27 protein-coding genes and 2 tRNA genes are annotated in these 24259 nt (G+C 66.7%); 16 read left to right on the top strand and 13 right to left on the bottom strand.

Features of this window, described 5'->3' with window-relative positions; all coding sequences use genetic code 11:
- Positions 1 to 12: 12 nt before the first annotated feature.
- Genes recO through C5O27_RS11760 form a run of 3 tightly spaced genes read left to right on the top strand, consistent with a single transcriptional unit; the run spans position 13 to position 2028 of the window.
- Positions 13 to 828: a DNA repair protein RecO gene (gene recO, locus C5O27_RS11750; protein WP_127962771.1), complete on the top strand. Its 816-nt coding sequence runs from the start codon at positions 13 to 15 to the stop codon at positions 826 to 828.
- Positions 809 to 1630, top strand: a complete 822-nt coding sequence (locus tag C5O27_RS11755; RefSeq protein ID WP_006356729.1) for an isoprenyl transferase — start codon at positions 809 to 811, stop codon at positions 1628 to 1630. Before recO ends, C5O27_RS11755 begins: the two co-directional genes overlap by 20 nt.
- Entirely contained in the window at positions 1627 to 2028 is a 402-nt protein-coding gene (locus C5O27_RS11760) for a hypothetical protein (RefSeq protein ID WP_006356730.1), read from the top strand. Before C5O27_RS11755 ends, C5O27_RS11760 begins: the two co-directional genes overlap by 4 nt.
- 31 nt (positions 2029 to 2059) lie before the next feature.
- Here C5O27_RS11760 and C5O27_RS11765 read toward each other — a convergent pair whose 3' ends face one another.
- From C5O27_RS11765 to C5O27_RS11775, 3 genes are all read right to left on the bottom strand, one after another.
- A complete protein-coding gene (locus C5O27_RS11765; protein ID WP_005199285.1) occupies positions 2060 to 2491 on the bottom strand; it encodes a Fur family transcriptional regulator in 432 nt (143 codons plus the stop codon).
- Positions 2488 to 2859, bottom strand: coding sequence for an ArsR/SmtB family transcription factor (locus C5O27_RS11770; RefSeq protein WP_006356731.1), 372 nt, complete (start codon positions 2857 to 2859; stop codon positions 2488 to 2490). Before C5O27_RS11770 ends, C5O27_RS11765 begins: the two co-directional genes overlap by 4 nt.
- Positions 2860 to 2937: 78 nt before the next feature.
- Positions 2938 to 4431, bottom strand: a complete 1494-nt coding sequence (locus C5O27_RS11775) for a M28 family peptidase (RefSeq protein WP_244216503.1) — start codon at positions 4429 to 4431, stop codon at positions 2938 to 2940.
- A gap of 201 nt (positions 4432 to 4632) precedes the next feature.
- Here C5O27_RS11775 and C5O27_RS11780 point away from each other — a divergent pair, with 201 nt between their 5' ends.
- The 6 genes from C5O27_RS11780 (at position 4633) to C5O27_RS11805 (ending at position 11419) form a co-directional block, all read left to right on the top strand.
- The gene (locus C5O27_RS11780) at positions 4633 to 6018 is read left to right on the top strand and encodes a glycine--tRNA ligase (protein ID WP_127962772.1); all 1386 of its coding nucleotides are present in this window, start codon (positions 4633 to 4635) and stop codon (positions 6016 to 6018) included.
- Positions 6019 to 6165: 147 nt separating this feature from the next.
- Positions 6166 to 6651: a cold-shock protein gene (locus C5O27_RS11785; protein ID WP_042376324.1), complete on the top strand. Its 486-nt coding sequence runs from the start codon at positions 6166 to 6168 to the stop codon at positions 6649 to 6651.
- On the top strand, positions 6644 to 7960 hold the full coding sequence (locus C5O27_RS11790) for a deoxyguanosinetriphosphate triphosphohydrolase (protein WP_127962773.1): 1317 nt from the start codon (positions 6644 to 6646) through the stop codon (positions 7958 to 7960). Before C5O27_RS11785 ends, C5O27_RS11790 begins: the two co-directional genes overlap by 8 nt.
- A gap of 76 nt (positions 7961 to 8036) precedes the next feature.
- Entirely contained in the window at positions 8037 to 9962 is a 1926-nt protein-coding gene (dnaG, locus tag C5O27_RS11795) for a DNA primase (RefSeq protein ID WP_127962774.1), read from the top strand.
- 72 nt (positions 9963 to 10034) lie between these two features.
- Complete coding sequence (locus tag C5O27_RS11800) at positions 10035 to 10580, top strand: dihydrofolate reductase family protein (RefSeq protein WP_127962775.1); 546 nt, start codon at positions 10035 to 10037, stop codon at positions 10578 to 10580.
- A 38-nt stretch (positions 10581 to 10618) separates the two neighbouring features.
- Entirely contained in the window at positions 10619 to 11419 is an 801-nt protein-coding gene (locus tag C5O27_RS11805; protein WP_006356761.1) for an alpha/beta fold hydrolase, read from the top strand.
- Between the two features lie 11 nt (positions 11420 to 11430).
- On the opposite strand, the gene C5O27_RS11810 is transcribed toward C5O27_RS11805, so the two are convergent.
- Positions 11431 to 11507 (bottom strand) — tRNA-Ile (locus C5O27_RS11810).
- A 137-nt stretch (positions 11508 to 11644) separates the two neighbouring features.
- On the opposite strand from C5O27_RS11810, the gene C5O27_RS11815 reads away from it, so the two are divergent.
- The 7 genes from C5O27_RS11815 to C5O27_RS11845 all read left to right on the top strand — a co-directional run bounded on the left by C5O27_RS11815 (position 11645) and on the right by C5O27_RS11845 (position 17548).
- Positions 11645 to 12340, top strand: a complete 696-nt coding sequence (locus C5O27_RS11815) for a GntR family transcriptional regulator (protein WP_006356762.1) — start codon at positions 11645 to 11647, stop codon at positions 12338 to 12340.
- A 64-nt stretch (positions 12341 to 12404) separates the two neighbouring features.
- Positions 12405 to 13826 (top strand): allophanate hydrolase, encoded by a 1422-nt coding sequence (locus tag C5O27_RS11820; protein ID WP_127962776.1) that lies wholly within the window; start codon positions 12405 to 12407, stop codon positions 13824 to 13826.
- Between the two features lie 33 nt (positions 13827 to 13859).
- On the top strand, positions 13860 to 14558 hold the full coding sequence (locus C5O27_RS11825) for a cysteine hydrolase family protein (protein WP_127962777.1): 699 nt from the start codon (positions 13860 to 13862) through the stop codon (positions 14556 to 14558).
- A gap of 73 nt (positions 14559 to 14631) precedes the next feature.
- The gene (locus tag C5O27_RS11830; RefSeq protein ID WP_127962778.1) at positions 14632 to 16230 is read left to right on the top strand and encodes a SulP family inorganic anion transporter; all 1599 of its coding nucleotides are present in this window, start codon (positions 14632 to 14634) and stop codon (positions 16228 to 16230) included.
- A gap of 158 nt (positions 16231 to 16388) precedes the next feature.
- Positions 16389 to 16461 (top strand) — tRNA-Asn (locus C5O27_RS11835).
- A gap of 266 nt (positions 16462 to 16727) precedes the next feature.
- Positions 16728 to 16991 carry a hypothetical protein gene (locus C5O27_RS11840; RefSeq protein WP_127962779.1) on the top strand — a complete coding sequence of 88 codons (264 nt, stop codon included), beginning with the start codon at positions 16728 to 16730 and terminating at the stop codon, positions 16989 to 16991.
- Positions 16992 to 17008: 17 nt separating this feature from the next.
- Entirely contained in the window at positions 17009 to 17548 is a 540-nt protein-coding gene (locus C5O27_RS11845; RefSeq protein ID WP_127962780.1) for a hypothetical protein, read from the top strand.
- A gap of 445 nt (positions 17549 to 17993) precedes the next feature.
- On the opposite strand, the gene C5O27_RS11850 is transcribed toward C5O27_RS11845, so the two are convergent.
- From C5O27_RS11850 to C5O27_RS11885, 9 genes are all read right to left on the bottom strand, one after another.
- Positions 17994 to 18263, bottom strand: coding sequence for a hypothetical protein (locus tag C5O27_RS11850; RefSeq protein WP_127962781.1), 270 nt, complete (start codon positions 18261 to 18263; stop codon positions 17994 to 17996).
- 236 nt (positions 18264 to 18499) lie between these two features.
- Positions 18500 to 19345, bottom strand: coding sequence for a phage major capsid protein (locus C5O27_RS11855; RefSeq protein WP_127962782.1), 846 nt, complete (start codon positions 19343 to 19345; stop codon positions 18500 to 18502).
- Between the two features lie 143 nt (positions 19346 to 19488).
- A complete protein-coding gene (locus C5O27_RS11860; RefSeq protein ID WP_127962783.1) occupies positions 19489 to 19977 on the bottom strand; it encodes a hypothetical protein in 489 nt (162 codons plus the stop codon).
- Between the two features lie 103 nt (positions 19978 to 20080).
- Positions 20081 to 20383 (bottom strand): hypothetical protein, encoded by a 303-nt coding sequence (locus C5O27_RS11865; RefSeq protein ID WP_127962784.1) that lies wholly within the window; start codon positions 20381 to 20383, stop codon positions 20081 to 20083.
- Positions 20380 to 21756, bottom strand: coding sequence for a hypothetical protein (locus C5O27_RS11870; protein ID WP_208651353.1), 1377 nt, complete (start codon positions 21754 to 21756; stop codon positions 20380 to 20382). Before C5O27_RS11870 ends, C5O27_RS11865 begins: the two co-directional genes overlap by 4 nt.
- A complete protein-coding gene (locus C5O27_RS11875) occupies positions 21753 to 22073 on the bottom strand; it encodes a DUF2742 domain-containing protein (protein ID WP_127962785.1) in 321 nt (106 codons plus the stop codon). The genes C5O27_RS11870 and C5O27_RS11875 overlap by 4 nt, the downstream gene beginning before the upstream one ends.
- On the bottom strand, positions 22066 to 22332 hold the full coding sequence (locus C5O27_RS23215) for a DUF6011 domain-containing protein (protein ID WP_425269559.1): 267 nt from the start codon (positions 22330 to 22332) through the stop codon (positions 22066 to 22068). Before C5O27_RS23215 ends, C5O27_RS11875 begins: the two co-directional genes overlap by 8 nt.
- Before the next feature lie 85 nt (positions 22333 to 22417).
- Complete coding sequence (locus C5O27_RS11880) at positions 22418 to 22630, bottom strand: excisionase family DNA-binding protein (protein WP_244216504.1); 213 nt, start codon at positions 22628 to 22630, stop codon at positions 22418 to 22420.
- 155 nt (positions 22631 to 22785) lie between these two features.
- Positions 22786 to 23916 (bottom strand): tyrosine-type recombinase/integrase, encoded by a 1131-nt coding sequence (locus tag C5O27_RS11885; RefSeq protein ID WP_127962787.1) that lies wholly within the window; start codon positions 23914 to 23916, stop codon positions 22786 to 22788.
- Positions 23917 to 24259: the final 343 nt, after the last annotated feature.

A 24259-nucleotide genomic window follows, 5' to 3' on the forward strand; every position in this document is an offset into this window, starting at 1 on the left:
GACAATCGGCGGGTGAGGTTCTACCGGGATGAGGCCGTCGTGCTCCGCCAGCACAAGCTGGGCGAAGCCGACCGCATCATCACCCTGCTGACCGCGGAGCACGGGCTCGTGCGCGCGGTCGCCAAGGGGGTGCGCCGGACACGGTCGAAGTTCGGCGCCCGTCTCGAACCCTTCGCCCACATCGACGTGCATCTGTACCCGGGGCGCAGCCTCGACGTCGTCACCCAGGTGCACAGCCTGCACGCCCTCACCGACGCGATCGTCGCCGACTACGGGCGCTACACGACGGCCTGCGCGGTCCTCGAGACCGCCGAGCGGCTGGCGGGTGAGGAACGCGCACCCACCCGCCAGCTGCACCGCCTCACGGTGGGTGCGTTGCAGGCGCTGGCCGAGGACCGTCGGCCGCGGGAACTGATCCTCGACGCCTACCTGCTGCGCGCCATGTACAGCGCCGGCTGGATGCCCGCGCTGGAGGAATGTGCGCGCTGCGCCAACCCCGGTCCGCACCGGGCCTTCCACGTCGCCGCCGGCGGGGCGGTGTGCCTACACTGCCGGCCACCCGGCTCGGCCACCCCGTCGCCCGGCGTGCTCGACCTCATGGACGCGCTGTTCCGCGGTCAGTGGGAACACGTGGAGGAGTCGTCGAACTCCCTGCGCCGCCAGGCCAGCGGCCTCACCGCCGCGCATCTGCAATGGCATCTCGAACGTCAGCTCCGAACCCTGCCGCTCATCGAACGCACGGCGCCTCATAGGCTGATGGAACCGGGTGTCGAACCAGTGGTGGACGACGGGGTGAGGAGAGTCGACGATGGCGTTGCGGCCGGGTAGTTCGTCGAAGGGACGCAAGCCGACGAGCCCACGTACGGAGGTTCGTGCCCCGGATCCCCATCCCAGCGGTGCTCGGCCCCCGGCCATTCCCGCCCAGTTCGTGCCCAAACACGTGGCTCTGGTGATGGACGGCAACGGGCGCTGGGCCACCGACCGCGGACTGCCGCGAACCGAAGGACACAAGCGCGGTGAGGCCGTCCTGATGGACACCGTCTGCGGCTGCATCGAATTGGGCGTCGGATGGCTGTCGGCCTACGCCTTCTCGACCGAGAACTGGTCGCGCAGCCCCGAAGAGGTGCGTTTTCTGATGGGCTTCAACCGCGACGTCATCCGCCGGCGCCGCGACGAGATGCACGAGATGGGCGTTCGTGTCCGCTGGGCGGGTCGCCGACCCCGACTGTGGCGCAGCGTCATCCGCGAACTCGAGATCGCCGAGGAACTGACCAAGGACAACACCGTGATGACGCTGACGATGTGCGTCAACTACGGTGGCCGCGCCGAGATCGCCGACGCCGCCCGTGAGATCGCCCGTCGCGCCGCACGTGGCGAGATCGATCCCGAGCGCATCACCGAGTCGACCTTCGCGCGTTACCTCGACGAGCCCGACATGCCCGACGTCGACCTGTTCCTGCGTCCGTCGGGTGAACAGCGCATCTCGAACTTCCTGCTGTGGCAGTCGGCCTACGCCGAGATGGTCTACCAGGAGAAGCTGTTCCCCGACTTCGACCGCCGCGACCTGTGGGACGCGTGCCTCGAGTACGCCTCCCGCGACCGTCGCTTCGGTGGGGTGAACCCGTCGTGACCGATGCCGCCGCACTGCTCGAACGTACCGCCGTCATCGTGGCCGAGCTCGGTCCCGTCGACCGACCCGACGCGGAATCGGTTGTGGTGCAGGTCGGTCCGACGCGTGCATCGATCCGGGTGCTGACGCTGTCGGACGGCCTCGACGTCCTCGCCGTGACCCAGATGGTGGCCATGGACCTGCCCAACACCCCGACCCTGCGCGACGACGTGGAGGCCTTCGGCGCTCAGTTGAGCTTCGGGAGTCTGCGTCGGTCCGATCCGGCCGGTGTCACGACAGACGTGTTGCAGTACTACACATTTCCAGCGGGCCGACTCGACGACCTGCCGCTGCTGACGGTCCTGCACATCGTACTCGCCGCCGGGGTCGACGCCGCCGAGCGACTGGTGGCGACGTAGCACTTCCGGACTGAGGTCGCTCCACGCTGCGTCAGTTGCGCTGGCACCCTTGGCAGTTCGCGCACAGGCCGAAGACCTCGACCGTGTGATTGATGTCGGTGAAGCCGTGTTCGGCGGCGATGGTCGCGGCCCACTTCTCGACCGGGTCGGCCTGCACCTCGACGGTGGTTCCGCAGTTGCGGCACACCAGGTGATGGTGGTGTCCCGACGAGCAGTGGCGGTACCGGGTTTCGCCGGACCCGTCCCACAGGACGTCGATCTGACCGGCCTGGCTCAGGGCCTGCAGGTTGCGATACACGGTGGTCAGGCCGATGGACTCGCCTCGGCCCTTGAGGATCTCGTGGAGTTCCTGGGCCGAGCAGAAGTCGTCGGTGCCGGCGAGGGCGTCGGCGATGGCCGCGCGCTGGCGCGTCGAACGGACTCCGGTGACCGGCTGCGGGCCGGATGCCTCGACGCCGGTCATTCGGACACCACCGACGGGCCGCGGTTGGTCTCGTTCGCGTGGACCAGTGCGTCGACGACGATGTGGGCGACGTGGTCGTCGAGCAGTTCGTAGGTGATCTCGCGACCGTTGCGATGGCCGCGGACGACGCCGGCGTCCTTGAGGACGCGAAGGTGCTGGCTGACGAGCGGCTGGCTCAGACCGAGGTGGCCGACGAGCTCGTGCACACATTGGACGCGCTCACGCAGAGAGAGCACGATCGCGACGCGGGTGGGGGAAGCGAGAGCCCGCAACAGGTCGGCGGCGGCTTCCCGTGCGGCGGCGTCGGAGTCGTCGGCCGGTCCGGACGCGCCGAACTGACCGGATCCCTTGATGGGTTCAGCCGACATGTCACTCCTCCCGGAACGCTCGCGTGACAACACTGCCGCCATTCTAACGGAAATGGTTTTCAATCAGTGACGGCGGAGTCAGCCTTCGGTCCGTTGCCGCCGTTCGACCGACGGAACGCCGTCGGGACCGTTCGTCGCGAGCGCGTAGGCGGCCACCGCGTGGGCGACTGCGGCGGCGTTGACGGCCAGCAGGTCAGTGTTGATGTTGTCGATCGTGTCGCGGGGGCTGTGATAGTTCGGATCGAAGGCCACCCCGGCCTCTCCGCCCCACATCTCGGCTTCCTTCTCGCTCTTCTTCCGCTCGGCCCCGGTTGCCACGCCGCCGGCCGGTATACCGACCGCGATGAACGGACCGTAGTCGGATCGACCGTCGAAATCGGCCGCGCCCAGCTGTATTCCCCGGTCGGCATAGAACTTCGCGAAGACGCGTTCGATGCCGTCGGAGCCGGCGGGACCCGCCGCGGCGCCGTTGCGTTCGGAGTCGTCGCCGTCGTAGGTGAAGTACCCGCCGTTGGGGGAGGCGAGCATGTCGAAGTTCAGATACAGCGCGAGGGCGCGTCGTCCGGCGGCGTCGAGACCGCCGACGTACTCGCTGGAGCCGACCAGACCGTCCTCCTCGCCGCCCCAGAACGCGAAGCGCATCCGGTGGGGGACCCGGGGTGACGACCCGAGGCGCAACGCCGTCTCGAGGACCGCCGAACTTCCGCTCGCGTTGTCGTTCATGCCTGGTCCTTCGACGACGCTGTCGAGGTGGGCGCCCGCCATCACGACGTCGTCGGGCGTCCCGGTGCGGGTCTCGGCGATGATGTTGCGGGTCGTGATCGGGGTGGTCTCCGCGTCGACCTCCAGCCGCAGTTGCTCGGCCTCGCGCACCTGGTCGGCGTCGTCGCGTGACACTGCGAGAACGGGTATGTCCGGCACGTCTTCGGTGCCGAGGGTCAACCCGAACGGCGGCCCGTCCTCGTTGTTCACGATGACGACTCCGACCGCTCCCGCCGACTGAGCGTGGCGGGCCTTGTCCGTGAAGGTGCAGTCACCACGGGTGATCACCGCGAAGGCCCCGCGCACGTCGGCCGGGAAGTCGGCGGGTGCGCACCCCGCAGCGGCGACGGTCACCGGTTTCGCGGTGACCGGCTCGCGGGTCCCGACCGAGTACTCGAGCACGTGTCCCTTCACGTCGCGGCCGTCGGCGGAGAACTTCACCGACTCGAGGTCGTAGCGCTTGTAGCTGAACTCCGGCGTCGTGACCTCGAACCCGGCGCCGCGCAGTAGTCCGGCTACGTAGTCGACCGAGGCGTCGTAGCCGGGGGTACCCGACGCGCGGGTACCGCCGTGGTTGTCCGCGATCTGCTGGAAGGCTCGGACGTGCCCCATGACGCGGTCGAGGGTGACCGCGTCGGCCAGACCGGCCGGGGTGACCTCGCCGATCGGCGGTTGGACGGCCGGCGTCGAGACGGGCGCCGAGGTGGCGCTGCGCACCGGGCTCTCGGTTCGGGCGTCGGTACAGCCGGCGAGAAGGGCCACCGTGGCCGCAGTCGCGACGACGGGCAGCAATCGAGCTCGAGGGATCACCCTGCCACTGTGACAGTTCCGGTGGGGCGGCATCGCCGGTGGAGGTGGACGGCCTACCGAACCGACTGGTTTCGTCGAACGCAGGTCCCGCTCGGTAGTCTGTAGGGGTTGCCGTGCGCACGCTGACCCCACCCGGTCGCACCGCGCACGAGCAGGACAGTACAAAAGCCGAATACCTCAACCCGTGGAGAGCAGTTAACCGTGGCCGCCCAGTCCAAAGTGGAATCCGTCGTCAACCTCGCCAAGCGCAGGGGTCTGGTCTACCAGTGCGGTGAGATCTACGGCGGCACCAAGTCGGCCTGGGATTACGGCCCGCTCGGCGTCGAACTCAAGGACAACATCAAGCGGCAGTGGTGGCGGAGCATGGTCATCAGCCGTGAGGACGTCGTCGGTCTCGACTCGTCGGTCATCCTGCCGCGCCAGGTCTGGGAGGCGTCGGGCCACGTCGAGGTGTTCACCGATCCGCTCGTCGAGTCGCTGCACACCCACAAGCGCTACCGCGCCGATCACCTGATCGAGGCCTACGAGGCCAAGCACGGCCACCCGCCGGAGAACGGCCTGGCCGACATCAACGACCCGGAGACCGGCCAGCCCGGCAACTGGACCGAGCCCAAGGCGTTCAGCGGTCTGATGAAGACCTTCCTCGGCCCCGTCGACGACGAAGAGGGGCTGCATTACCTCCGTCCGGAGACCGCGCAGGGCATCTTCGTGAACTTCAAGAACGTGATGACCACCGCGCGCAAGAAGCCGCCGTTCGGCATCGCGCAGATCGGCAAGAGTTTCCGCAACGAGATCACGCCGGGCAACTTCATCTTCCGCACGCGCGAGTTCGAGCAGATGGAGATGGAGTTCTTCGTCAAGCCGGGCGAAGACGAAGAGTGGCACCAGTACTGGATCGATCAGCGCTTCAACTGGTACACGAACCTGGGTATCGATCCGGAGAACCTGCGACTCTACGACCACCCCAAGGAGAAGCTGTCGCACTACTCCAAGCGGACCGTCGACGTCGAGTACAAGTTCGGTTTCGCCGGCAACCCGTGGGGCGAGCTCGAAGGCGTCGCGAACCGCACCGACTACGACCTCTCGACCCACAGCAAGCACTCCGGTGAGGACCTGTCGTTCTTCGACCAGGCCACCGGCGAGCGCTACACGCCGTACGTCATCGAGCCGGCAGCCGGTCTGACCCGTTCGCTGATGGCGTTCCTGTGCGACGCCTACACCGAGGAGGAGGTGCCGAACGCCAAGGGCGGCACCGACACCCGAACGGTGCTGCGCCTCGACCGTCGCCTCGCCCCGATCAAGGTCGCGGTCCTGCCGCTGTCGCGCAACGAGAAGCTGTCGCCGAAGGCGCGCGATCTCGCCGCCGAACTGCGCAAGCACTGGAACGTCGAGTTCGACGACGCGCAGGGAATCGGCAAGCGTTACCGCCGTCAGGACGAGATCGGCACGCCGTTCTGCGTGACCGTCGACTTCGACACCCTCGACGACCAGGCCGTGACCGTGCGTGAGCGCGACACCATGAGCCAGGAGCGCGTCGCCCTCGACAAGGTCGCCGAATATCTCGGCGGCAAGCTGCTCGGCGCCTGATCGCCCGCCGCCACACCCGGGTACCGGGTGTGGCGGAGCGGTCACGATTCCGCCTGACCTGCTGATGTCTGTCACACTTGATGGCGAGTTGTCGCGCGGAGGAGGGCATGGGGCCGTCATGTGCGCGACGAGAGAGTGAGTGGAGTCGTGTCTGTCAGCGGGAAAGTCGTTCATTACGACGCAAATCGGGGATTCGGGTTCTTGGCGCCGGAGTCGGGCGGTGCCGATGTGTTCCTCCACATCAACGACATCGACATCGACGAGAGCTCGCTGAAGCCGGGTGCCAAGGTGTCGTTCGACATCGAGGAGACCGATCGCGGTTCCAAGGCGATCAACGTCGCCGTGACCGAGGCGGCTCCGGCCGACGATTCGGCAGGTGCGCGTGCGCATCGTCGCGACGAGCACCACGGTCGTGGGGATCGCGGCGATCGGGGCCACCGTCGTGACGATCGTGACGACCGCGGCAGCCGACGCCCGCGCGGCGGCAGCGGTTCGCTCGATGCAGGCGCCTTCACCGAGGAGCTGACCGAGTTGCTCCTCGACGCCGACGACGACCTCACCGCACGCCAGATCGTGGCCATCCGCCAGCGGGTCACCGATTTCGCGGTCGGCCGGGGCTGGGTGCTTGACTAGCACCCAATCCGGTTCCGGCGCCGCCGGCCATGTCCTCCCGGCCGTGGCCCCCTACGGCGACGAGGCCGTCGAACGTTATGTCCCTGAGGGTGCCAAGGTCGCGAGTCTTCCGGGCACCCGAACGGATCATCGCAGCGATTTCGCGCGCGACCGTGCGCGCGTGCTGCACTCTGCCGCGTTGCGTCGGCTGGCCGACAAGACACAGGTCGTCGGACCACGCGAAGGCGACACCCCGCGTACCCGGCTGACCCATTCTCTCGAGGTGGGTCAGATCGGGCGGGGCATCGCCATCGGCCTGGGTGCCGAACCCGACCTCGTCGAACTCGCCGGCCTCGCCCACGACATCGGGCATCCGCCGTACGGGCACAACGGGGAACGGGCGCTCGACGAGGTGGCCGTCGACTGTGGCGGCTTCGAAGGCAACGCGCAGAACCTCCGCATCCTCACGCGGCTGGAACCGAAGCTGCTCGACGCCGACGGCGTCAGTGCGGGCCTCAATCTGACGCGCGCGTCGCTCGACGCGACGCTGAAATACCCGTGGACGCGGCGCAGTCCCGGAGGCAAGTTCGGCGCCTACGACGACGATGCCGCGACGCTCGCCTGGGTTCGCCGGGACGCCCCGGGGGCCCGTAAGTGCATCGAGGCGCAGATCATGGACTGGTCCGACGACGTCGCGTACTCCGTGCACGACCTCGAGGACGGAGTCATCGGCGGTCGTATCGACCTCCGAAGCCTCGGCGACCCGCAGGATCGTCGGGAGATGGCCGAGATCGGCGCCAAGGAATTCCCGGGCCTCGACCCGGAGGCACTCGTCGACGCGGCCCAGCGACTCTACGAGATGGACATCGTGCGGGCGGTCGGCGTCTTCGACGGCACGCTCGACTCCTACGTCGCCCTCAAGCGACTGACCAGCGAGCTGATCGGGCGTTTCGCATCGGCGGCCATCACCGGCACCCGGGCGGTGGTCGGAGACCGACCGGTCTCCCGCTACGACGCCGATCTCGAGGTGCCGCCGCTCATCGCCGCCGAGGTCCCGATGCTCAAGACCATGGCGTTGCGATTCATCTTCTCCAACGAACGCCACAAGGCGACCCAGCAACGGCAGCGGGAACGCATCCACCGTGTCGCCAATTGGTTCGTCGAGGCCGCTCCCGGAGGGCTCGACCCGATCTTCGTGCCCTGGTGGAACGCGGCGACCGACGACGCCGCCCGGATGCGGGTCATCGTCGACCAGATCGCGTCGATGACCGAGGGCCGCCTGGAACGCACCGACAAGCAGAACTCCGGAGCGCAAGCGCACCTGGGGTGAGGTCGGTCGCCGGGTGGTGTCGGCGTGTGTGAAGCGCCCGGTCATCCCCGCGTCGGGAGGTCACTACACTGGACGCGTGGCAGGCCGAATCCCCGATCGTGACATCACGGCGATCCGTGAGCAGACGAGGATCGAGGACATCGTCGGCGACTACGTCGCACTGCGCCGCGCCGGTGCCGACAGCCTCAAGGGACTGTGCCCGTTCCACGACGAGAAGTCGCCGTCGTTCCACGTCCGCCCCAACCACGGCCACTTCCACTGCTTCGGCTGCGGTGAGGGAGGCGATGTCTACAGCTTCTTGCAGAAGCAGGAGCACATCAGTTTCGTCGAGGCGGTCGAGCAACTCGCCGACCGGCTCGGCTACCAGATCAACTACGAGGGTGGCGGCACCGCGATCAAACGGGACCGTGGCACCCGCGCCCGGCTGGTCGCCGCCAATGCCGCCGCCGCGAAGTTCTACCAGGAGAAGCTACAGACCCCGGAGGCGCAGGCGGCGCGGGACTACTTGTCGGAGCGCGACTTCGACGCCGCGGCTGCGATCCGGTTCGGCTGCGGATACGCGCCCGCCGGCTGGGACACGATGACCAAGGCACTGCTGTCGCAGGGATTCGAGTTCAGCGAACTCGAGGCGGCCGGGCTGTCCAAGCAGGGACGCAAGGGTCCCATCGACCGATTCCATCGCCGACTGCTCTGGCCCATCCGCAATCTCGGCGGCGACATCATCGGCTTCGGTGCCCGCAAGCTCTACGACGACGACAACCTCGGCAAGTACATGAACACGCCGGAGACCATGCTGTACAAGAAGTCTCAGGTGTTGTTCGGTCTCGACCACGCGAAGAAGAGCATCGCCAAGGGGCATCAGGTCGTCGTGGTCGAGGGTTACACCGACGTCATGGCCATGCATCTCGCCGGTGTCACCACCGCCGTCGCCTCGTGTGGCACCGCCTTCGGTGAGGACCACCTCGCGCTGATCCGCCGTCTGATGATGGACGACTCGTACTTCCGCGGCGAGGTCATCTACACCTTCGACGGAGACGACGCCGGAAAGGCCGCCGCGCTCAAGGCTTTCGAGGGGGAACAGTCCATCTCGGGTCAGACCTTCGTGGCCATCGCGCCGGAGGGTATGGACCCGTGCGAGCTCCGGCAGGCCCGGGGTGACGCCGCGGTCCGCGACCTCATCGCGCGCCGGGTTCCGATGTTCGAGTTCGCCATCAAGACGCTGCTGACCGAACACGACCTGGACACCGCCGAGGGGCGCGTGCACGCCCTGCGTGACACGGTCCCGGTGGTCGCCCGCATCAAGGACATCGCGCTGCGCGACGAGTACGCCCGTCAGCTCGCCGGCTGGGTCGGCTGGGAGGAAGTGAGTCAGGTCCTCGGGCGGGTGCGGGAAGAGGGTGCGAGGATTCGGAAGGCGAAGGGCGGCGGTGATTCCGGGCGCGGTGGGCGGCGCGGTGGGCCCGCACGCAACCGGCCGGAGGCGGAGGCCGCGCCGACGTCCGCCCGTCCCCAGCCCAACGACCCGCGGCTGTGGCCCCAGCGCGAAGCTCTCAAGGCCGCGCTGCAATACCCGGCGATCGCCGGCACCGTCTTCGACTCGCTGCCCGTCGAATGCTTCGACGAACCCGCGTATGCCATTGTGCGACAGGCGATGATCAGTATCGGCGGTACGTCGTCGGGCCTGGGCGGGGCCGCCTGGGTCGACTCTGTGCGCAACGCCGTCGACGACCCGGTCATCGACCCGCTGGTCACCGAGCTCGCCGTCGAGTCGATGCCCGTCGACGAGGACAACATCGCCCGCTACATCACCAGCGTCCTCGCCCGGCTACAGGAGGTGTGGGTCGGTTCGCAGATCGCCGACATCAAGTCGCGTCTGCGCCGGATGGCCCCGAGTGACGACCCGGACGGTTACAACGCGGTCTTCGGTGATCTCGTGGCCCTGGAGGCCTACCGTCGTAGCCTTCTCGAACAGGCTCTCGACCCGACGGTCGACGTCGGCTGAGCCACTCGTCGCGATGAGTTCTCGTCGTTCACCCGGTCTGCACATCGACCACATCTGAACGGAGAACACCACATGGCGACGACGATCTACTCGGCAGCGGCATCGCTCGACGGCTTCATCGCCGGTCCCGGCGGCGACATGTCCTGGCTGACGCGATTCTTCGGCGAGGACGCCGGGGAGGGTGGTGACAGCACCGCGGCTCTGCGTCTCCGGGAGAGCACCGGCTCCCTGCTGGTGGGCAATCGGAGCTTCCGCGGCGACGACCCCAACAAGGGGACGGACCGCGAGGGTGCGTTCGAGGGTGAATTCTCGGGACCCACAGTGGTTCTCACGCACAACCCACCCGCGGAGCCGGAGGAGGGCGTCACCTTCGTCTCCGACCTGAACCGCGCCGTCGAGGAGGCCAAGCGCCTGGCGGGAGACGGGTACGTCACCGTCATCGGTGCCGACGTCGCGCGTCAGATGATCGACGCCGGACTGCTCGACGAGGTCCTGCTCTTCCACGTCCCGGTCTTCCTGGGCGACGGGGTCCGGGTCTTCGATCGACCCGGCGGCGGGGAGGTGCGCCTGACGCGTGTCCCCGGCGAGACCGAGTTCTGGTGCCGCGTCGAGAGGTGAGCGGGATCGGGTGACGGGCGGTGTGAGAGCCTGGATTCATGACGACGGTGTCGATCGGCGATCTCACGGTGAACTATGCGGAACAGGGGAGCGACGAAAGCTCTTCAACGCCAACTGTTCTGGTGCACGGACTGGGTGAGGACAGTCGAAGCTGGGCGCACACGCAGCGCGAGCTCGCCGATCTGCACACCTACGCCTATGACCTCCGCGGCTTCGGCTCGACGACGGTCGGCGAGGCTGACGGGACCCTGGACCAGCTCGGTCGGGATCTCGTCGGGTTCCTCGAGACGGTGACCGGACCCGCGATCGTGGTCGGGTTCTCCGCCGGCGGGACGATCGTGCTCTGGGCCGCTGCCGAGCGGCCGGACCTGGTGAGCCGGGCCATCGTCCTCGGTACGTCCTCGGTGGTGGGACGAGCCGCGGCCGAGTTCTACAAGCAGCGCGCCGATCAGGCCGCCGACACCTCGAGTGACGAGTTCCGCACCGCGATGCGCGACGACACCGTCGCCGGCCTGGTGTCCGCTCACGATCGCGTCGACGAGATCACGGCCGGGAGGCTCGAGGCGGTCGGGGACGGTGCCGGCTACGCGAACGCGGCCCGCGCGATGGCGGGAGTGCGCGAGCAGCCCCTGACGCCGAGGCTGTCCGAGATCCGGCAGCATGTCGACGTCATCGCCGCAGACCGAGACGCGCTGTGTCCGGAGAAAGCGGCGAAGATGATCGTCGACGGCCTGTCGGACGTGACCTATCGGGTGATCCCGGATTCCGGGCACCTGATGAACGTCGACAACCCGGACACCGTGACCGCGGCGCTGCGCGAGGCGATCGCCGGCGACTGATCGTCGTCTGGTGGTGGGGAGTGCGGGACTTGAACCCGCGACCAATCGATTATGAGTCGACGGCTCTAACCAACTGAGCTAACTCCCCGTGCGGGCACCCGGCCCGCGGGAGGAGATTACCGCACCGGGGATCGGGGACTGCAGCCAACTGCGGCGGAAAACGGTCGACAGTCGACGGCGCTACACTGGCCGGAATCGGACACGGCGCGACGGGAGAGTGTGCGGATGACGGTCGGGGAGGAGTCCCACGGTGGCGGCGAGCTGCCGGAGAGCCTTGTCGACGTGGCCGGCCGCCGCATCCGGGACGCCATCCTCAGTGGCGACCTGGCGCCGGGACAGAAGATCGTCGAGGAGACGCTGTGCGCCGACCTCGGGATCAGCCGGGCCCCTGTGCGTGAGGCGTTGAGGCTGCTCGCGCAGCAGGGGCTCGTCGAGCATCAGCCGCGTCGTGGGGTCCGGGTCGCGGAGTGGTCGCCTCGGGACATCCTGCAGCTGTTCGAGCTGCGTCAGGTGCTCGAGCGGTACGCCGTCGAGGCCGCCCTGCCGTTGACCGATCCGGAGTCGCAGCTCGCACCTCTTCGTGCGGCGATCGACGCGATGCGCCGTGCCACAGACGATCTCGCGCGCGACGACGCCCACCGTCGTTTTCACGCCGCGGTCGTCGGACTCGCCGGGAACCGGCAGCTCGACATCACCCTCGAGCCGATCCTGCTGAAGCTCCAGCTGCCGATGGCGGTCAACCTCCGGACCGAGACCGCCGACCACCACGGACCCGACGACGGGTTCAACCGGCACCAGGCGATCCTCGACGCGCTCGAACGCAACGACGCCACGGCGGCGATCAGCGCCCTGCATGATCACGGCCACCTCCACTATCTGGATTTGGTGTCGGCGACCGCAGAGCACAAACACCCTCACTGACCTGCTAACACAATCGGCACACGCACGTTCCGCAGATGTCATCATTCTGTCGACAATCGACGGTTTGACTCTTTCGAGCGGGCCCACCACAGGTCCCACGGTTGCCGAGATCCTCGACTCGCACCTGCACGGCAGCGGGTCTCCGTCCCGCACCGCGCGCGTTGTCCTCGACGCCATCGAGGCGCGGGGTGACGACGGAATCTGGCTGTCGACGGTGCCGCGCGACGAGGTTCTCGCCGCGGCCGCGGAACTCGAGAACCGACCCGGCGCGCGCGATCTACCGCTGTACGGGGTCCCGTTCGGCGTCAAGGACTCCATCGACGTGGCCGGCGTTCCGACGACGCTCTCGTGCCCCGGTTACGCCTACGTCCCTGACACCACCGCGCCCGTTGTGCAGCGTCTGCTCGACGCCGGAGCCCTCTGCATCGGCAAGACCAACCTCGATCAGTTCGCCACCGGCCTCAACGGCACACGAACCCCGTACACGATGCCGCGCGGGGTATACGGCAACGAGATGATCTCCGGCGGCTCGAGTTCCGGCTCGGCGCTCGCGGTAGCACTCGGCGAGGTGCCCTTCGCGGTCGCCACCGACACGGCCGGCTCGGGGCGCGTGCCCGCTGCACTCAACGGCATCATCGGATACAAGCCGTCGCGCGGACTGATCAGCACCGTGGGGCTGGTTCCGGCGTGCAAATCCCTGGACTGCATCACGGCGATGACCGCGACCGTCGACGACATGGACCGCGTCATCAGGGTGATGATGGGCCGCGACGACGCCGATCCGTGGTCGCGCGACCGGGGGCCCGGATTCGACGGGCCGACGATCACGATCGGTCTCCCGCCGGTGGAGGAGTTGGAGTTCTTCGGCGACGACGCCATGCGGGAGGCGCATCTGGCGTTCCGAAACCGGCTGGCGCATCTGGCGTTACCGGGCGGTGTCGAGATCGTCGACGTCTCCCTGGCGCCGTTCCTGGCAGCAGGGGAGCTCCTGTACTCGGGTCCGTGGGTCGCCGAGCGGCTCGTCGTGTTCGGGGACTTCCTCGCCGCGAAGCCCGACGAGATCCACCCGGTGGTCGGCGACATCCTCCGCAGCGGTGAGAAGTACACCGCCGTCGACGCTTTCGCCGCGCTGCAGAGGTTGCAGGAGCTGAAGGCCGAGGTCGGACGCATCTGGTTGGGGATCGACGTCCTCGTGGTGCCGACGATCGGGCGGACCTTCACCGTCGACGAGGTTCTGGCGCAGCCGATCGCGACCAACACCATGCTCGGCCACTACACGCATTTCGGAAACCTCCTCGACCTCACCGGGATCGCGGTTCCCCAGGGCGTGACCTCCGATGGGCGGCCGCACAGCGCGATGCTCCTCGGGGCCGCGCTCACCGACGACACCGTGCTCCACCTGGCGGCCGCACTGCTCGACGAGCCGCGTGACCGGTCCATGTCATCCAGCGCTGCCCGTACCCCGACCACGCTGCCAGCGTCCTGAAACCCGACAACCACCCGCCCGGGAGGCCACCCGATGTCCGAGACCGTCACCCTCGAGGCACTACCCGGTCCGATCGAACTCGATCTGGACCACACCGCACTGATCATCATCGACATGCAGCGAGACTTCCTGTTGCCGGGCGGTTTCGGTGAAGCACTCGGCAACGACGTCGCGCAGTTGCAGCGCGTCGTCGAACCCCTTGCGGCGCTGCTCGATGCGGCGCGGGCAGCCGGGATGCTCGTCGTCCACACCAGGGAAGGGCATCTGCCGGACCTGTCGGATTGTCCACCGGCCAAGCTCCACCGCGGTGCGCCGTCGAAGCGGATCGGCGACCCGGGTGCGTTCGGGCGCATCCTGATCCGCGGCGAGTACGGGCACGACATCGTCGACGAACTCGCGCCGCTCGACACCGAGGTTGTCATCGACAAGCCCGGCAAGGGTGCGTTCTATGCGACGGAACTGTCGAAGGTGCTGGCCGACAACCAGATCACCCAGTTGCTCGTGACCGGCGTGACCACCGAGGTGTGCGTCCACACCACCACGCGTGAGGCCAACGACCGCGGCTTCGAATGCGTCGTCGTATCCGATTGCGTCGGTTCGTATTTCCCCGAGTTCCAGCGTGTGGGTCTGGAGATGATCGCCGCGCAGGGCGGCATCTTCGGCTGGACCGCTCCCGGCGCCGCGATCATCCCGCTGCTGAAAGAGCGGGCGCCCGCGGAACCCGCCGTCTGACATCGACCACTCATCCAGTCGAGACATCGGCGTCTCGTTTTCCCCACCAACCCCCAGTAGTCCGGAGGAATTCATGAGCGCCACCACCGATCCAGCTCCGACCACCGACCCGCCGTCACCGACTCCGACGACGAAGGTCGCCTGGTGGACGCGCGGAGACACCAACGCCTTCTTCGGTCTCGGCTTCAACATCCTGGTCAACGTCCTCACGTTGACCGGCTTGATGATCGGCGTGATCGGCCTCAGTCCCGACAACGTCCTCGGCACGGTTCTGCCCGCGCTGGGCGTCGCCCTGATCCTCGGCAACCTGTACTACACGTTCCTGGCACGACGCCTCGTCGCGCGGGAGGGACGCGACGATGTGACGGCCCTGCCGTACGGGCCGAGCGTGCCGCACATGTTCATCGTGGTGTTCGTCGTGATGCTGCCGGTGTATCTGAACACCAAGGACGCCATCCAGGCCTGGCAGGCCGGTCTGGCGTGGGCGTTCATGATCGGCGTCATCGTGATGATCGGCGCGTTCGTCGGACCCTATGTACGCAAGCTGACGCCGCGTGCAGCGATGCTCGGCACCCTGGCCGGTATCTCGATCACCTTCATCTCGATGCGTCCGGCAGGGCAGATCTGGGAGGCCGCGTGGATCGGTCTGCCGGTGCTCGCGATCATCCTCATCGGCTTCTTCACCGATGTGAAGCTGCCGGGCAACGTGCCCGTCGGACTTGCCGCGCTGCTCGTCGGTACGGCGATCGGGTGGGCCGGCGGATTCATGTCGGTGCCGGACCTCACCGCGGCAGTCGAGGACATCGCGGTCGGCATCCCGGATCAGCGCTTCGACCTGCTGTTCAACGGTCTCGGTGATCTCGCGCCACTTCTTGGCACCGCGATCCCGCTGGGCGTCTACAACTTCACGGAGGCGATGAGCAACGTGGAGTCCGCTGCGGCGGCGGGGGACAACTACAACCTGCGCAGCGTGCTGCTCGCCGACGGTGCCGGGGCGTGCATCGGTGCGGCGTTCGGTTCGCCGTTCCCGCCGGCCGTGTACATCGGCCATCCCGGCTGGAAGGACGCCGGCGGCCGCGCGAGCTACTCGCTGGCCAGTGGCGTCGCGATCGGTGTGCTGTGTTTCCTCGGTCTGTTCGGGGTGCTGAACTACCTGCTGCCTGTGCCCGCGATCGTGCCGATCCTGCTCTTCATCGGTCTGCTGATCGGCGCGCAGGCGTTCCAGGCCGTGCCGCGTCTGCACGCGGTCGCGGTGGTCGCGGCGCTGCTGCCGAACCTCGCCGAGTGGGGGCGGGGACTCATCGACAACGCGTTGTCGGCAGCGGGTACGACCGTCGACGAGGTGGGCATGGAGGCGCTCAACGGTGCAGGCGTGATCTACGAGGGACTCAAGACGCTGGGCGAGGGCGCGGTCCTCGTCGGCCTCATCCTCGGCACGATCGTCACCTTCATCCTGGAGAAGAAGTTCCACTTCGCGGCCATCGCCGCGGCGGTGGGGGCGGTGCTGTCCTTCACCGGGCTCATCCACGCACCCGAGGTGTCGTGGGCGGCCGCGCCGGAGGTGTCGCTCGGCTACCTGTTCTTCGGCGTCGTGTGCCTGGCCTACTGGTTACTGCCCGGAGCGCGGACTCCGGTGGAGGTCGACGAATCCGACGTCGTGGCCGGTCACTGAGCTCGTAGGATCTGCGGCAGTTGGTTCCGGATATCGGAACCAACTGCCGCAGCTGTCTCCTCGTTGACCTGCCGTTTTGTTGTCCGGCGGCGGCATGCGCTAGAGTCTGTCCTCGGTTCAAGTGATGCGCTCACGGCGCTGAACGAGGACCAGAGCAATCCCCCATAGCTCAATTGGCAGAGCATTCGACTGTTAATCGAACGGTTACTGGTTCGAGTCCAGTTGGGGGAGCAGAGAAGTAGCAGGTCAGGCCCGGTTTCCGCCGGGCCTTTTCTGTTTCGTGCGGAATACGTGCGGAATCCGAGCGGGTCGCCGACATACAAGTCGGCCCCGCTCGGTGTTCGTAGCACCGTCGGGGCCTCGGACACACCGGAGGCAATTCCGATGCACCGTTCCCGCACTCTATCCCTCGTCGCCGGTGTGGCGACATTCCTCCTCGGGATCTACTTCGTCCCGATCGCTCTCATGGCCGCGTGCATCGAGCTGGGGTGGCACGCATGACCCCCATAACGCCCGAACCCGTCGAAACACTGATCCGTCACGCCTGGGACCTCTACGAGCAGGACTCCGAGTGCGACCACGCCGCCCACCTGCGTCAAGCTGTCTGGCAGCTCGAGGAAGCCGTCGACTACGGCCACGACGACGTCGAAGCACGTGCTCGCCGTGTCATCCAGGCGCTCTCCGTTGCGACCGGCGAAGAGGTCGGTGACATCCTGTCACCAACTCCATCCGTTGCCGCATGGTTGGAGTCAGACCAGTGAGCGCGTACAACGCCGGGGTGCGTGCCGCCCGCGAGGAACTCGCAGAACGCGCAGCCACGTCAGGCGATGACGAGCAGCACGTCGCCGAGCAGATGCTGGCGACAATGACGCTGCGAGACGACGACGATTTCGAACAGGGCTACCGCGACAAGCTCGCGGACGTCCTAAACCGGTGGTGCAAGCACTGTCGGCGGGTGTTCGACGTCCCCAACTATTGGCGGACGTGCCCCGAGTGTCTGCCCATCGAATACGCCGATGGGGAGGGATACACGATTCTTGACGACCACCGCATATTCGAGATGGTCGACGGCTACTTCATTCACACGCTCATCGGGTCCGAGGGCGGCGAACTGCTCTACGTCGTTGATGGCGATGACAAGAATGCACCCTGCAAAGGCCTTCCAGTCCCGGACCACGAACGCCTCGGCAAACTCCCCGCCAAGTACACGATCAAGGTGTTGCGCGCGAAGTGTGGCCGTATGACCCGCTCGGGCAAGCCATGCCGCAACGGACCGTGGTGCCGGGTCCACCGATCACCTTCTCAGGGGCATCCCTGACACCAGTTCCCGACTCCGGGAAGTGGCACCTCCCATCCAGCTCTGACGGTCAACCGCGGTGCTCATCACCGCGGTTGCCGGGTTCAACTCCCGGCAGGGCACCAAGTAGGAGCGGATTCCAAATCCGAACCCCGTCGTCCTTGCAGAGCCCGACGCAAACCAGCCTGCTCCCTGTAGCCCAGTCGTACGCCGGGGACGTACGCCACCGCTCGCGTCGTCGCGAAACACGAGCCGGTGCCATGACGACAACACCTGTCCATCGGACACGGTGCTAGCAGTCGTGGCCTGACGCGATAGGTAGGCAAGGCTCGTGGGTCGAACGGGATGGGGTACAGCTTCTGCCACCCTTGGGGTGTCCGTTGGCTGTGAACGAACTCCGCTCTCGAAGACACGGTTAAACGATGAACTCAAGTGGGGACCTGGACTGGCGTGACGCTAGTGGTTGCTACGCACCCGACTTGCGGAACCGGCCAGCGTCGAACGAGACCACCGTGTCGTCACCCTCCGACGCCGGCGCCGCCTTCTTCTTCGCGGAAGCCTCAGCCGCCCGCAACCGCAGAATCTCGGCCTTCACACGCTCCAGCTGACCGTTCATGTTCCCGCGCAGCTGGGGCATGTCCGTGAACGTCTCGGCCAGCAGCCGGTACCGAATCTCAGCCTCAGCCAGCTCATCACCCGCAGCCATCGCGTCGTTCAGCGTCTTGTACTTGGCCATCGCGGCCACCTTTCCGGATTAGTCCAGCAGGGGGGAGGGGTGGGCGACACACACAGAGGCCTATGGCCACGAGGGGCCGGTTTGTGCTGGTCAGGGGTCCCTGTCCCCTGGGGTTTGTGGGTGCGCAGCCGGGGCGCAGGTGCATCCTCGAGGCCCGAAATAGCCTCGTCGTGGGATGTCCTTGCCGTGTCTCATGTGTCGCGGTTTGACGCCTGCGGCTGCGCGGTTTGTGCGGGCTATTCGGGTGCGGTGACGGTGAATTTGCCGATGCGGTTGGGTTTGACGATGTTTGCTCCGAAGCGCCAGATGCAGCGGACGGCGATGCTGTCGGCGGCGAAATATGCGTGCTCACTGATGGACACTTCGACGTTGCCGACTGCGGAGACGACGGCGGTCTTGTCGATGACGAGGCCGCTTCCGCTTGGTGCTGCGGGGGTGACGAGGACGGGAAGGTCGAGGAGGAACTTCTGGGCGTCGGTCGCGCCGGTGCCGAGCAGGCTGGTGTTGTAGTCCGCGGCGGTCTTGAACTTGCGGAGTGATGCCCACGCGGTGGGTGACAGGACGATGTGCGAGGGCTCGGCGCCGTTGCTTGCGAGGTCCGCGAGGAGGTCGACGAGGCCGTCGAGGTCGTTGGCTACTGCTCCACCGTTGACGATGCCGGAGATGTTGAGCAGCCCGGCGGGTGGTGTGACGGCGGGGCTGGTCGGCGCGGCCTGTGCGATGTAGGCGGTGTTGCCGGCCTTGGTGACGGCTCGGGCGACGGACGCCGACAGCAGCTCGGATGCGTTGGGCTGGGCGAACTGTTCCCGGCTGAGCCGGATGATCTGTGCGACCTTGCCGGTGTGCACCAGGGCTTCACTCAGGCCGGGGTTGGCCTCGTCGATGGTGACACCTTCTGCGGTGAACGTGGCGGTGGCGTCGTCGACGTACTGGACGCGGACGGCGGGGGCGTCGCCTTCGATGGTGCCTGAGACGGTGGAGGTCTCGAGGATGAGCGCGTCGGGGACGGCGTCGGCCGGGGGAACGGCGGTGAGGTCGGGGCTCCAGGCTTTGGCGCTGGTGATTGTGGTTTCGACAGCCATTGTTGTTCCTTACGGGGTGTGGGAACGCGGCGAGCCGCGCACCTGTGAGTGGTTCTCGGTGCGCGGCTCGCGTCGATCCGTTGCCCGCGTGGGCGGTATGTCGTCGAACCTGGTGTCTCACCGCGGTTCTGGTGGTGATTGTACTACTTGTTGAAGGCGTCTTTCCACGCGTTGTGTGTTGATCGGTCTGCGCCGGTGCCTTCGCGGGGTACGACGGGTCCGCGCTTTTTGCGTTCTCCCGCACCGAGTTCGAGGCCGAGCTTCTCCTTGGCGGCGTGGGCGGCGGCTTTCACTTTGTCGGGGCTGACGAGTCCGGTGTCGTCGAGGAGGTCGGTGAGGTTGATGTCGGCTGCCCAGAGCGCGTCAGGCTTGTGGATCACGTCGGCGGCGAGGCGTTCGGCTTCGGTGCGTTGCAGTGTTTCGAGGAGGCCGGCGAGGCTGTCGCGTTCGGCTTCGGTCTCGCGTAGCTGGACCCGGTAGCGGGCTTCCCGCTTGCTCTGAGGCTCAGGTGATTCGACTTCCGGCTCAGTACCTTCAGTGGTCGGGGTGTCCGTCTCGGTGGCGGTGGAGTCCTCGGGTGCGACGGCGGGCTGTTCGGGTTCGCTTGTGTTGTCGTGCATTTCGGTACTCATGTGGGTCTCCTTCGTTTGATTCGATGGGTGTTGATTCGTAGGGGACGGCGGTGGCGGCGTACCAGAGCGGCGCCCGCCAGGCGGACACTCGGGGCCGCCGGGGCTAGCGATTCAGCATCCACTCGGGCGTGCAGTTCTCTGAGTAGTTGCCGATCCACTGGGGCGGGGCCGCGAGGTCGCCGTCGCGGCGGGATTGGTCCCGGCAGGTTCGTGTGTTCCAGGGCAATCCCGCCCGCTCCACCCGCTCCTTGCAGTCGCTGAGCCAGTCGACGTGGGCGTTGAGGATGTCGACGATTTCGGCGGCCATGTCGGCTGCGGCGGTGGCGTGTTCCACGGTTCCGTCCCACGGCCGGCCTGTGTACTTCTCGCAATGCTGGATCAGGTTGTCGAGGTGTTCGGGGTTCATTGTGGGTGTCCCTTTCCGAGGATTTCGAGGACGCGTGGGGTGAGTCCGGGGGTGTTTTCGGTGACGTCACCGGGAACTGTTTCCCCTGGTGGCCCTTCGCGGTTGGGTACACCCTGTACCTTGGGTACACCCGCGTTGACCTGCGGATATAGACCCTGTACCGGGGGTACACCCTGTACCTCGGCTAGTCGGAAACGCGAGCCGCGTTCGACCGGCGTTTCGAGGACCTGGCCGGACTCGACCAGCTCTGCGAGGGCAGCGCCTAGGTAATCGCGAAGGTCTGCCTTCAACCTCGATCGGATCTGATTCGCGGGGAGTTCGCCGTGACGTTCTAGCCATCGGATGACGGCGTCCTTGGTTCGTGTCAGCTTGCGTTCGGACACCACCTCGTCGCGCTCGGCGACAGCATGTGCTTTCGCTCGGTTCGATCGGCGAGCGGAGTCCTGGAGGGTGGCAGCGATACGTTCACGGGTGCGGTCGGACTCTCGCATGAGGACGCCAGCCAACTGCCAGTCCTCGTCGGTGACCGTGTGCATCCGCCCGTCGAGAACCATCAGTCCCGCCGCGACCTTGGCGCGTGTCAGTAGAGCGTGCCCATCGAGAGGATCGACGTCGGGATCGCCGTGCAACTTGGCGAGTTGGGTCGACTCCATTGCCTCGATGGCGGCGGCTGGCAGCTCAAGTACAGTGCGCCGATCGGAGGGCACCAGAGTTCGAGGCACAGTCCATCGTTCGGGTTCCGGAGGCCGAATCCGGGGTGCGTCTGGGTCGGCCGTTGGCACCCACAGAATCCGTTGCGCCGTACCCGCCGTATCTCCCAGGAGAGAGCCAGCACGTTCCGGCTGCACTCCGATGGTGAATACGGCTCGGTACCCGTGCGCGGGGACGATCACCCGCGTGTGTTTCTGCGCGTTCGCTGACCCGATTGACTCGCCGGAGATAGCTTGTCGGAAGACGGCCATGACCGTAGCGCCTGTACGGGCACCGAGTGCGGCCAAGCCGTCGACCTCAGATGCGGTGAAGATCGCCGCGCGAATATCCTGTGCGCCTTCGTCGTTGGCGGCGAAGGTGCGAGCCATGCCTTCGCCTGATCCGAGGGGCAGCTCGGGAATCAGGGGGAGGTTGGTCGCCTCGCGAGCCGCGGCCTCGGTGGCGCCCTTGCCGAATCCCGACGGACCAACTAGCGCAACGGCCAGATTCAGCGATGAGTGCCCGCCAATGACAGCAGGACCAACCACATTCGGATCGAGTGAGCCGACGGCCCGCGCAATGAGGCTCGACAGCATCGCGAGCGGTGGGACTCGTCGAGCACGGGCGAAGTCACGCACGTGAACCAGTACCGGACGCGCCTCCCAGAACTCTGTGGTGCTCATGCGTTCAGCCGCCCGATGTAGGCGCCGGATCGCAGTGCTTGGTCGCGGGCCCGGACTCGGCGGGCAACGTCTGACCAGTTCGCGGCCTGGGCCACCTCGATAGCGGTTTTTTTGGCGGCGCATCGGCGGTCGTCGAGGGCAGCGAGTTCGTCCTCGAGGACGGCGCGTGTTCCTGCGGTGAGGACGGCGATGAGTTTCGCCTGGTCGCCGTCTGCGAGCGCGCACCATGCGGGTGAGCCTGCGTCGGGGGTTGGCCCGCCGGCAGTTCCGACGAGCCGTTGCACGTACTCGCGGACTTCGGTGTAACGGTCACGCATCAGCGACCACCCGCTTACGGCAGTCGGGGCCAACGCCCAGGACGCGGGATCGCTTGGCAGTCAGAGGCTTTCCGCACACACGGCACACCACGGCGAGGACATAGTGGCCATCGCGCAACGCCGCCAACATGAGTCGGTCGGCAGGCTCCAAGTACGGATCGAGGCTGATAGAATCGACGTTGAGATTCCGCCCGCCTGCTGAACTCTCACGCTCGCCCTCGGTTGCCCGGCCGGGGGCGGCGGCATTTCCGGGGCTCATTCGATGTCACCGCCGATCTCATCGGCCTGGTGATCGGTGACGCCGAGATCTTCGAGTTCGGCGAACTGCGTGTAGTCGGGATTGCTCATGCTGCACCCCCGAACGGGGTCATGGAAGCGTCGATCTCGTTGAGATCGAGGCGGATCATTCTGGGGCCGTTACGGTAGCCGCGTAACCTGCCGTCGGCGATCATCTGCCGAACGGTGCGCGTGCTTACTCCGAGGTACTCGGCGGCTTCGTTCGGATTTGCCCATCGGCGCTGAGCCGAAGTCGATACAGAGGGTTTGGGTTTGGACACGTGGTACTCCAAAGGCAACGATATTTTCGGGGGACCCGTCATTACCGTTGACGTACACGTATCCGGAGAATGTGACTCTCCGAGCCGTCACTTACCGCTGACGTTCACGTAACTCCGACTGTAGCAAACTATTTCCGCGTGATGCCGCACAACAGCTATTGCGTGTCGCCGCCGACGAGTTTCGACAGCGCCTCGGCAATCTTCTTGTCGCGACCCTTCGCCGCGTGCTGGTACTTCATTGCCGCCGATACCGTCGAATGACCAAGGCGCTGTTGCAGTTCAGCGAGAGTGGCGCCCGTGAGGGCGGCCAGGACCGCGCCGGTATGTCGGAGGTCGTGGAACCGAAGGTCGTCGCGGCCAGCGGCCCGACGGGCTGGGTAGTACCAGCGGTACAGCGAGGTTGGGGTGAGGTAGCCGCCGTTGCCAGCCTCGAATAGCAGTGCGTCGCGGCCCCGGCCGACGTGTTGCTCGAGGTGCTCGGTCGCGAGGGGGATGAGGTGGGGTGGCATGTGCACGACACGGATACCGGCCTCGGACTTAGGGGTGGTCACGACGTACTGCCCATCGGCGCGACGGATGGCTGCTCTCGTGATCGAGACCGTGCCGTTTGCGAGGTCGATATCCTTGCGGCGCAACTCGATCAGTTCGCCGTAGCGGAGCGCGCACCAGGCGGCGAGCTGCACCATTAGCCGCAACCTCTCGGGCATGTTCTGGACGATCGTCATGAGTTCTTCGATGGTGGCCGGCGTGGTGCGTGACTTGCGTTGGGCTGACCCGGCGCCCTCGACGCGGCAGGGGTTCGCGTCGATGTATTCGGCACTGACAGCCGAACTCATGATCGTGCGCATCAGGCTGTAGGCGTGGGCTCGCATCGTGGCCTTGGTGGGCAGGAGGTGAGCGTGCCACTGGCGGACCATCGCCGGGGTGATGCCGTCGAGGGGGGAGTCCCCGAACTCGGGGATGAGGTGTCTGTCGAGTAGTTCGCGGTAGTGGTCGCGGGTGCGGGTCTTGAGCGGGCGGCCACGCACGGTGCGGGTCTCGAGCCATTCGTCGGCGTAGTCACCGAACATCGGGACGACGGGACGATCTGCTTCGAGTGGGTTCCAGAGGTCACGGTCGATCTCGCGGCGACGGTCGGCGAGCCACGCCTCGGCGTCGAGCTTGGTCTCGAATGTTGAGGGTGCTTTGTGGAGCGCGCCGTCGGGGCCGGTGTAGTTGGCTTGCCACCGTCCGCTTGGGAGCTTGCGGAGGCCGCCGAACGCGCGCCGAGAACGTTTACTGGCCATGCGGAACCCTCTCGGCGTGCAGAATACGTGCAGAATCAGCTTACAGAAACTTCCCCTTGCTTCCGCGAAGCTCACAAGTTACTGTCAGGCGTGTTGGCAGGTCACAGACGTGAAACCGCTGACCAACGGCCCGATCGAAACTTCGCTCCGTACACTGGTTCGAGTCCAGTTGGGGGAGCAGAACAAGAAGCCCGCCCCTGCGAAAGCAGGCGGCGGGCTTTTTCTGTGGGCTCTCTTGTAGTTTCATGCCGTCGGGTTCCGCACCGCGGTGCAGGTTGCAGGTTGGGTAACTGGTTCGGCTCGCAGTCCAGGTACCCAGTGCGCGATCAGACTAGTCTCAACG

Origin of the sequence: Gordonia alkanivorans, from assembly GCF_004011905.1 — a bacterium.
GTDB lineage: Bacteria > Actinomycetota > Actinomycetes > Mycobacteriales > Mycobacteriaceae > Gordonia > Gordonia alkanivorans.

What these genes read in the sequence shown, in the direction of transcription:
- C5O27_RS11815 (WP_006356762.1), top strand. Translation starts at nt 11,645, where the DNA reads ATGACGGTCGGGGAGGAGTCCCACGGTGGCGGCGAGCTGCCGGAGAGC.
- C5O27_RS11800 (WP_127962775.1), top strand. Translation starts at nt 10,035, where the DNA reads ATGGCGACGACGATCTACTCGGCAGCGGCATCGCTCGACGGCTTCATC.
- C5O27_RS11885 (WP_127962787.1), bottom strand. Translation starts at nt 23,916, where the DNA reads ATGGCCAGTAAACGTTCTCGGCGCGCGTTCGGCGGCCTCCGCAAGCTC.
- C5O27_RS11850 (WP_127962781.1), bottom strand. Translation starts at nt 18,263, where the DNA reads ATGGCCAAGTACAAGACGCTGAACGACGCGATGGCTGCGGGTGATGAG.
- C5O27_RS11830 (WP_127962778.1), top strand. Translation starts at nt 14,632, where the DNA reads ATGAGCGCCACCACCGATCCAGCTCCGACCACCGACCCGCCGTCACCG.
- C5O27_RS11865 (WP_127962784.1), bottom strand. Translation starts at nt 20,383, where the DNA reads ATGAACCCCGAACACCTCGACAACCTGATCCAGCATTGCGAGAAGTAC.
- C5O27_RS11870 (WP_208651353.1), bottom strand. Translation starts at nt 21,756, where the DNA reads ATGAGCACCACAGAGTTCTGGGAGGCGCGTCCGGTACTGGTTCACGTG.
- C5O27_RS11770 (WP_006356731.1), bottom strand. Translation starts at nt 2,859, where the DNA reads ATGTCGGCTGAACCCATCAAGGGATCCGGTCAGTTCGGCGCGTCCGGA.
- C5O27_RS23215 (WP_425269559.1), bottom strand. Translation starts at nt 22,332, where the DNA reads ATGAGCCCCGGAAATGCCGCCGCCCCCGGCCGGGCAACCGAGGGCGAG.
- C5O27_RS11825 (WP_127962777.1), top strand. Translation starts at nt 13,860, where the DNA reads ATGTCCGAGACCGTCACCCTCGAGGCACTACCCGGTCCGATCGAACTC.
- C5O27_RS11755 (WP_006356729.1), top strand. Translation starts at nt 809, where the DNA reads ATGGCGTTGCGGCCGGGTAGTTCGTCGAAGGGACGCAAGCCGACGAGC.
- C5O27_RS11840 (WP_127962779.1), top strand. Translation starts at nt 16,728, where the DNA reads ATGACCCCCATAACGCCCGAACCCGTCGAAACACTGATCCGTCACGCC.
- C5O27_RS11805 (WP_006356761.1), top strand. Translation starts at nt 10,619, where the DNA reads ATGACGACGGTGTCGATCGGCGATCTCACGGTGAACTATGCGGAACAG.
- C5O27_RS11860 (WP_127962783.1), bottom strand. Translation starts at nt 19,977, where the DNA reads ATGAGTACCGAAATGCACGACAACACAAGCGAACCCGAACAGCCCGCC.
- C5O27_RS11875 (WP_127962785.1), bottom strand. Translation starts at nt 22,073, where the DNA reads ATGCGTGACCGTTACACCGAAGTCCGCGAGTACGTGCAACGGCTCGTC.
- C5O27_RS11855 (WP_127962782.1), bottom strand. Translation starts at nt 19,345, where the DNA reads ATGGCTGTCGAAACCACAATCACCAGCGCCAAAGCCTGGAGCCCCGAC.
- C5O27_RS11765 (WP_005199285.1), bottom strand. Translation starts at nt 2,491, where the DNA reads ATGACCGGCGTCGAGGCATCCGGCCCGCAGCCGGTCACCGGAGTCCGT.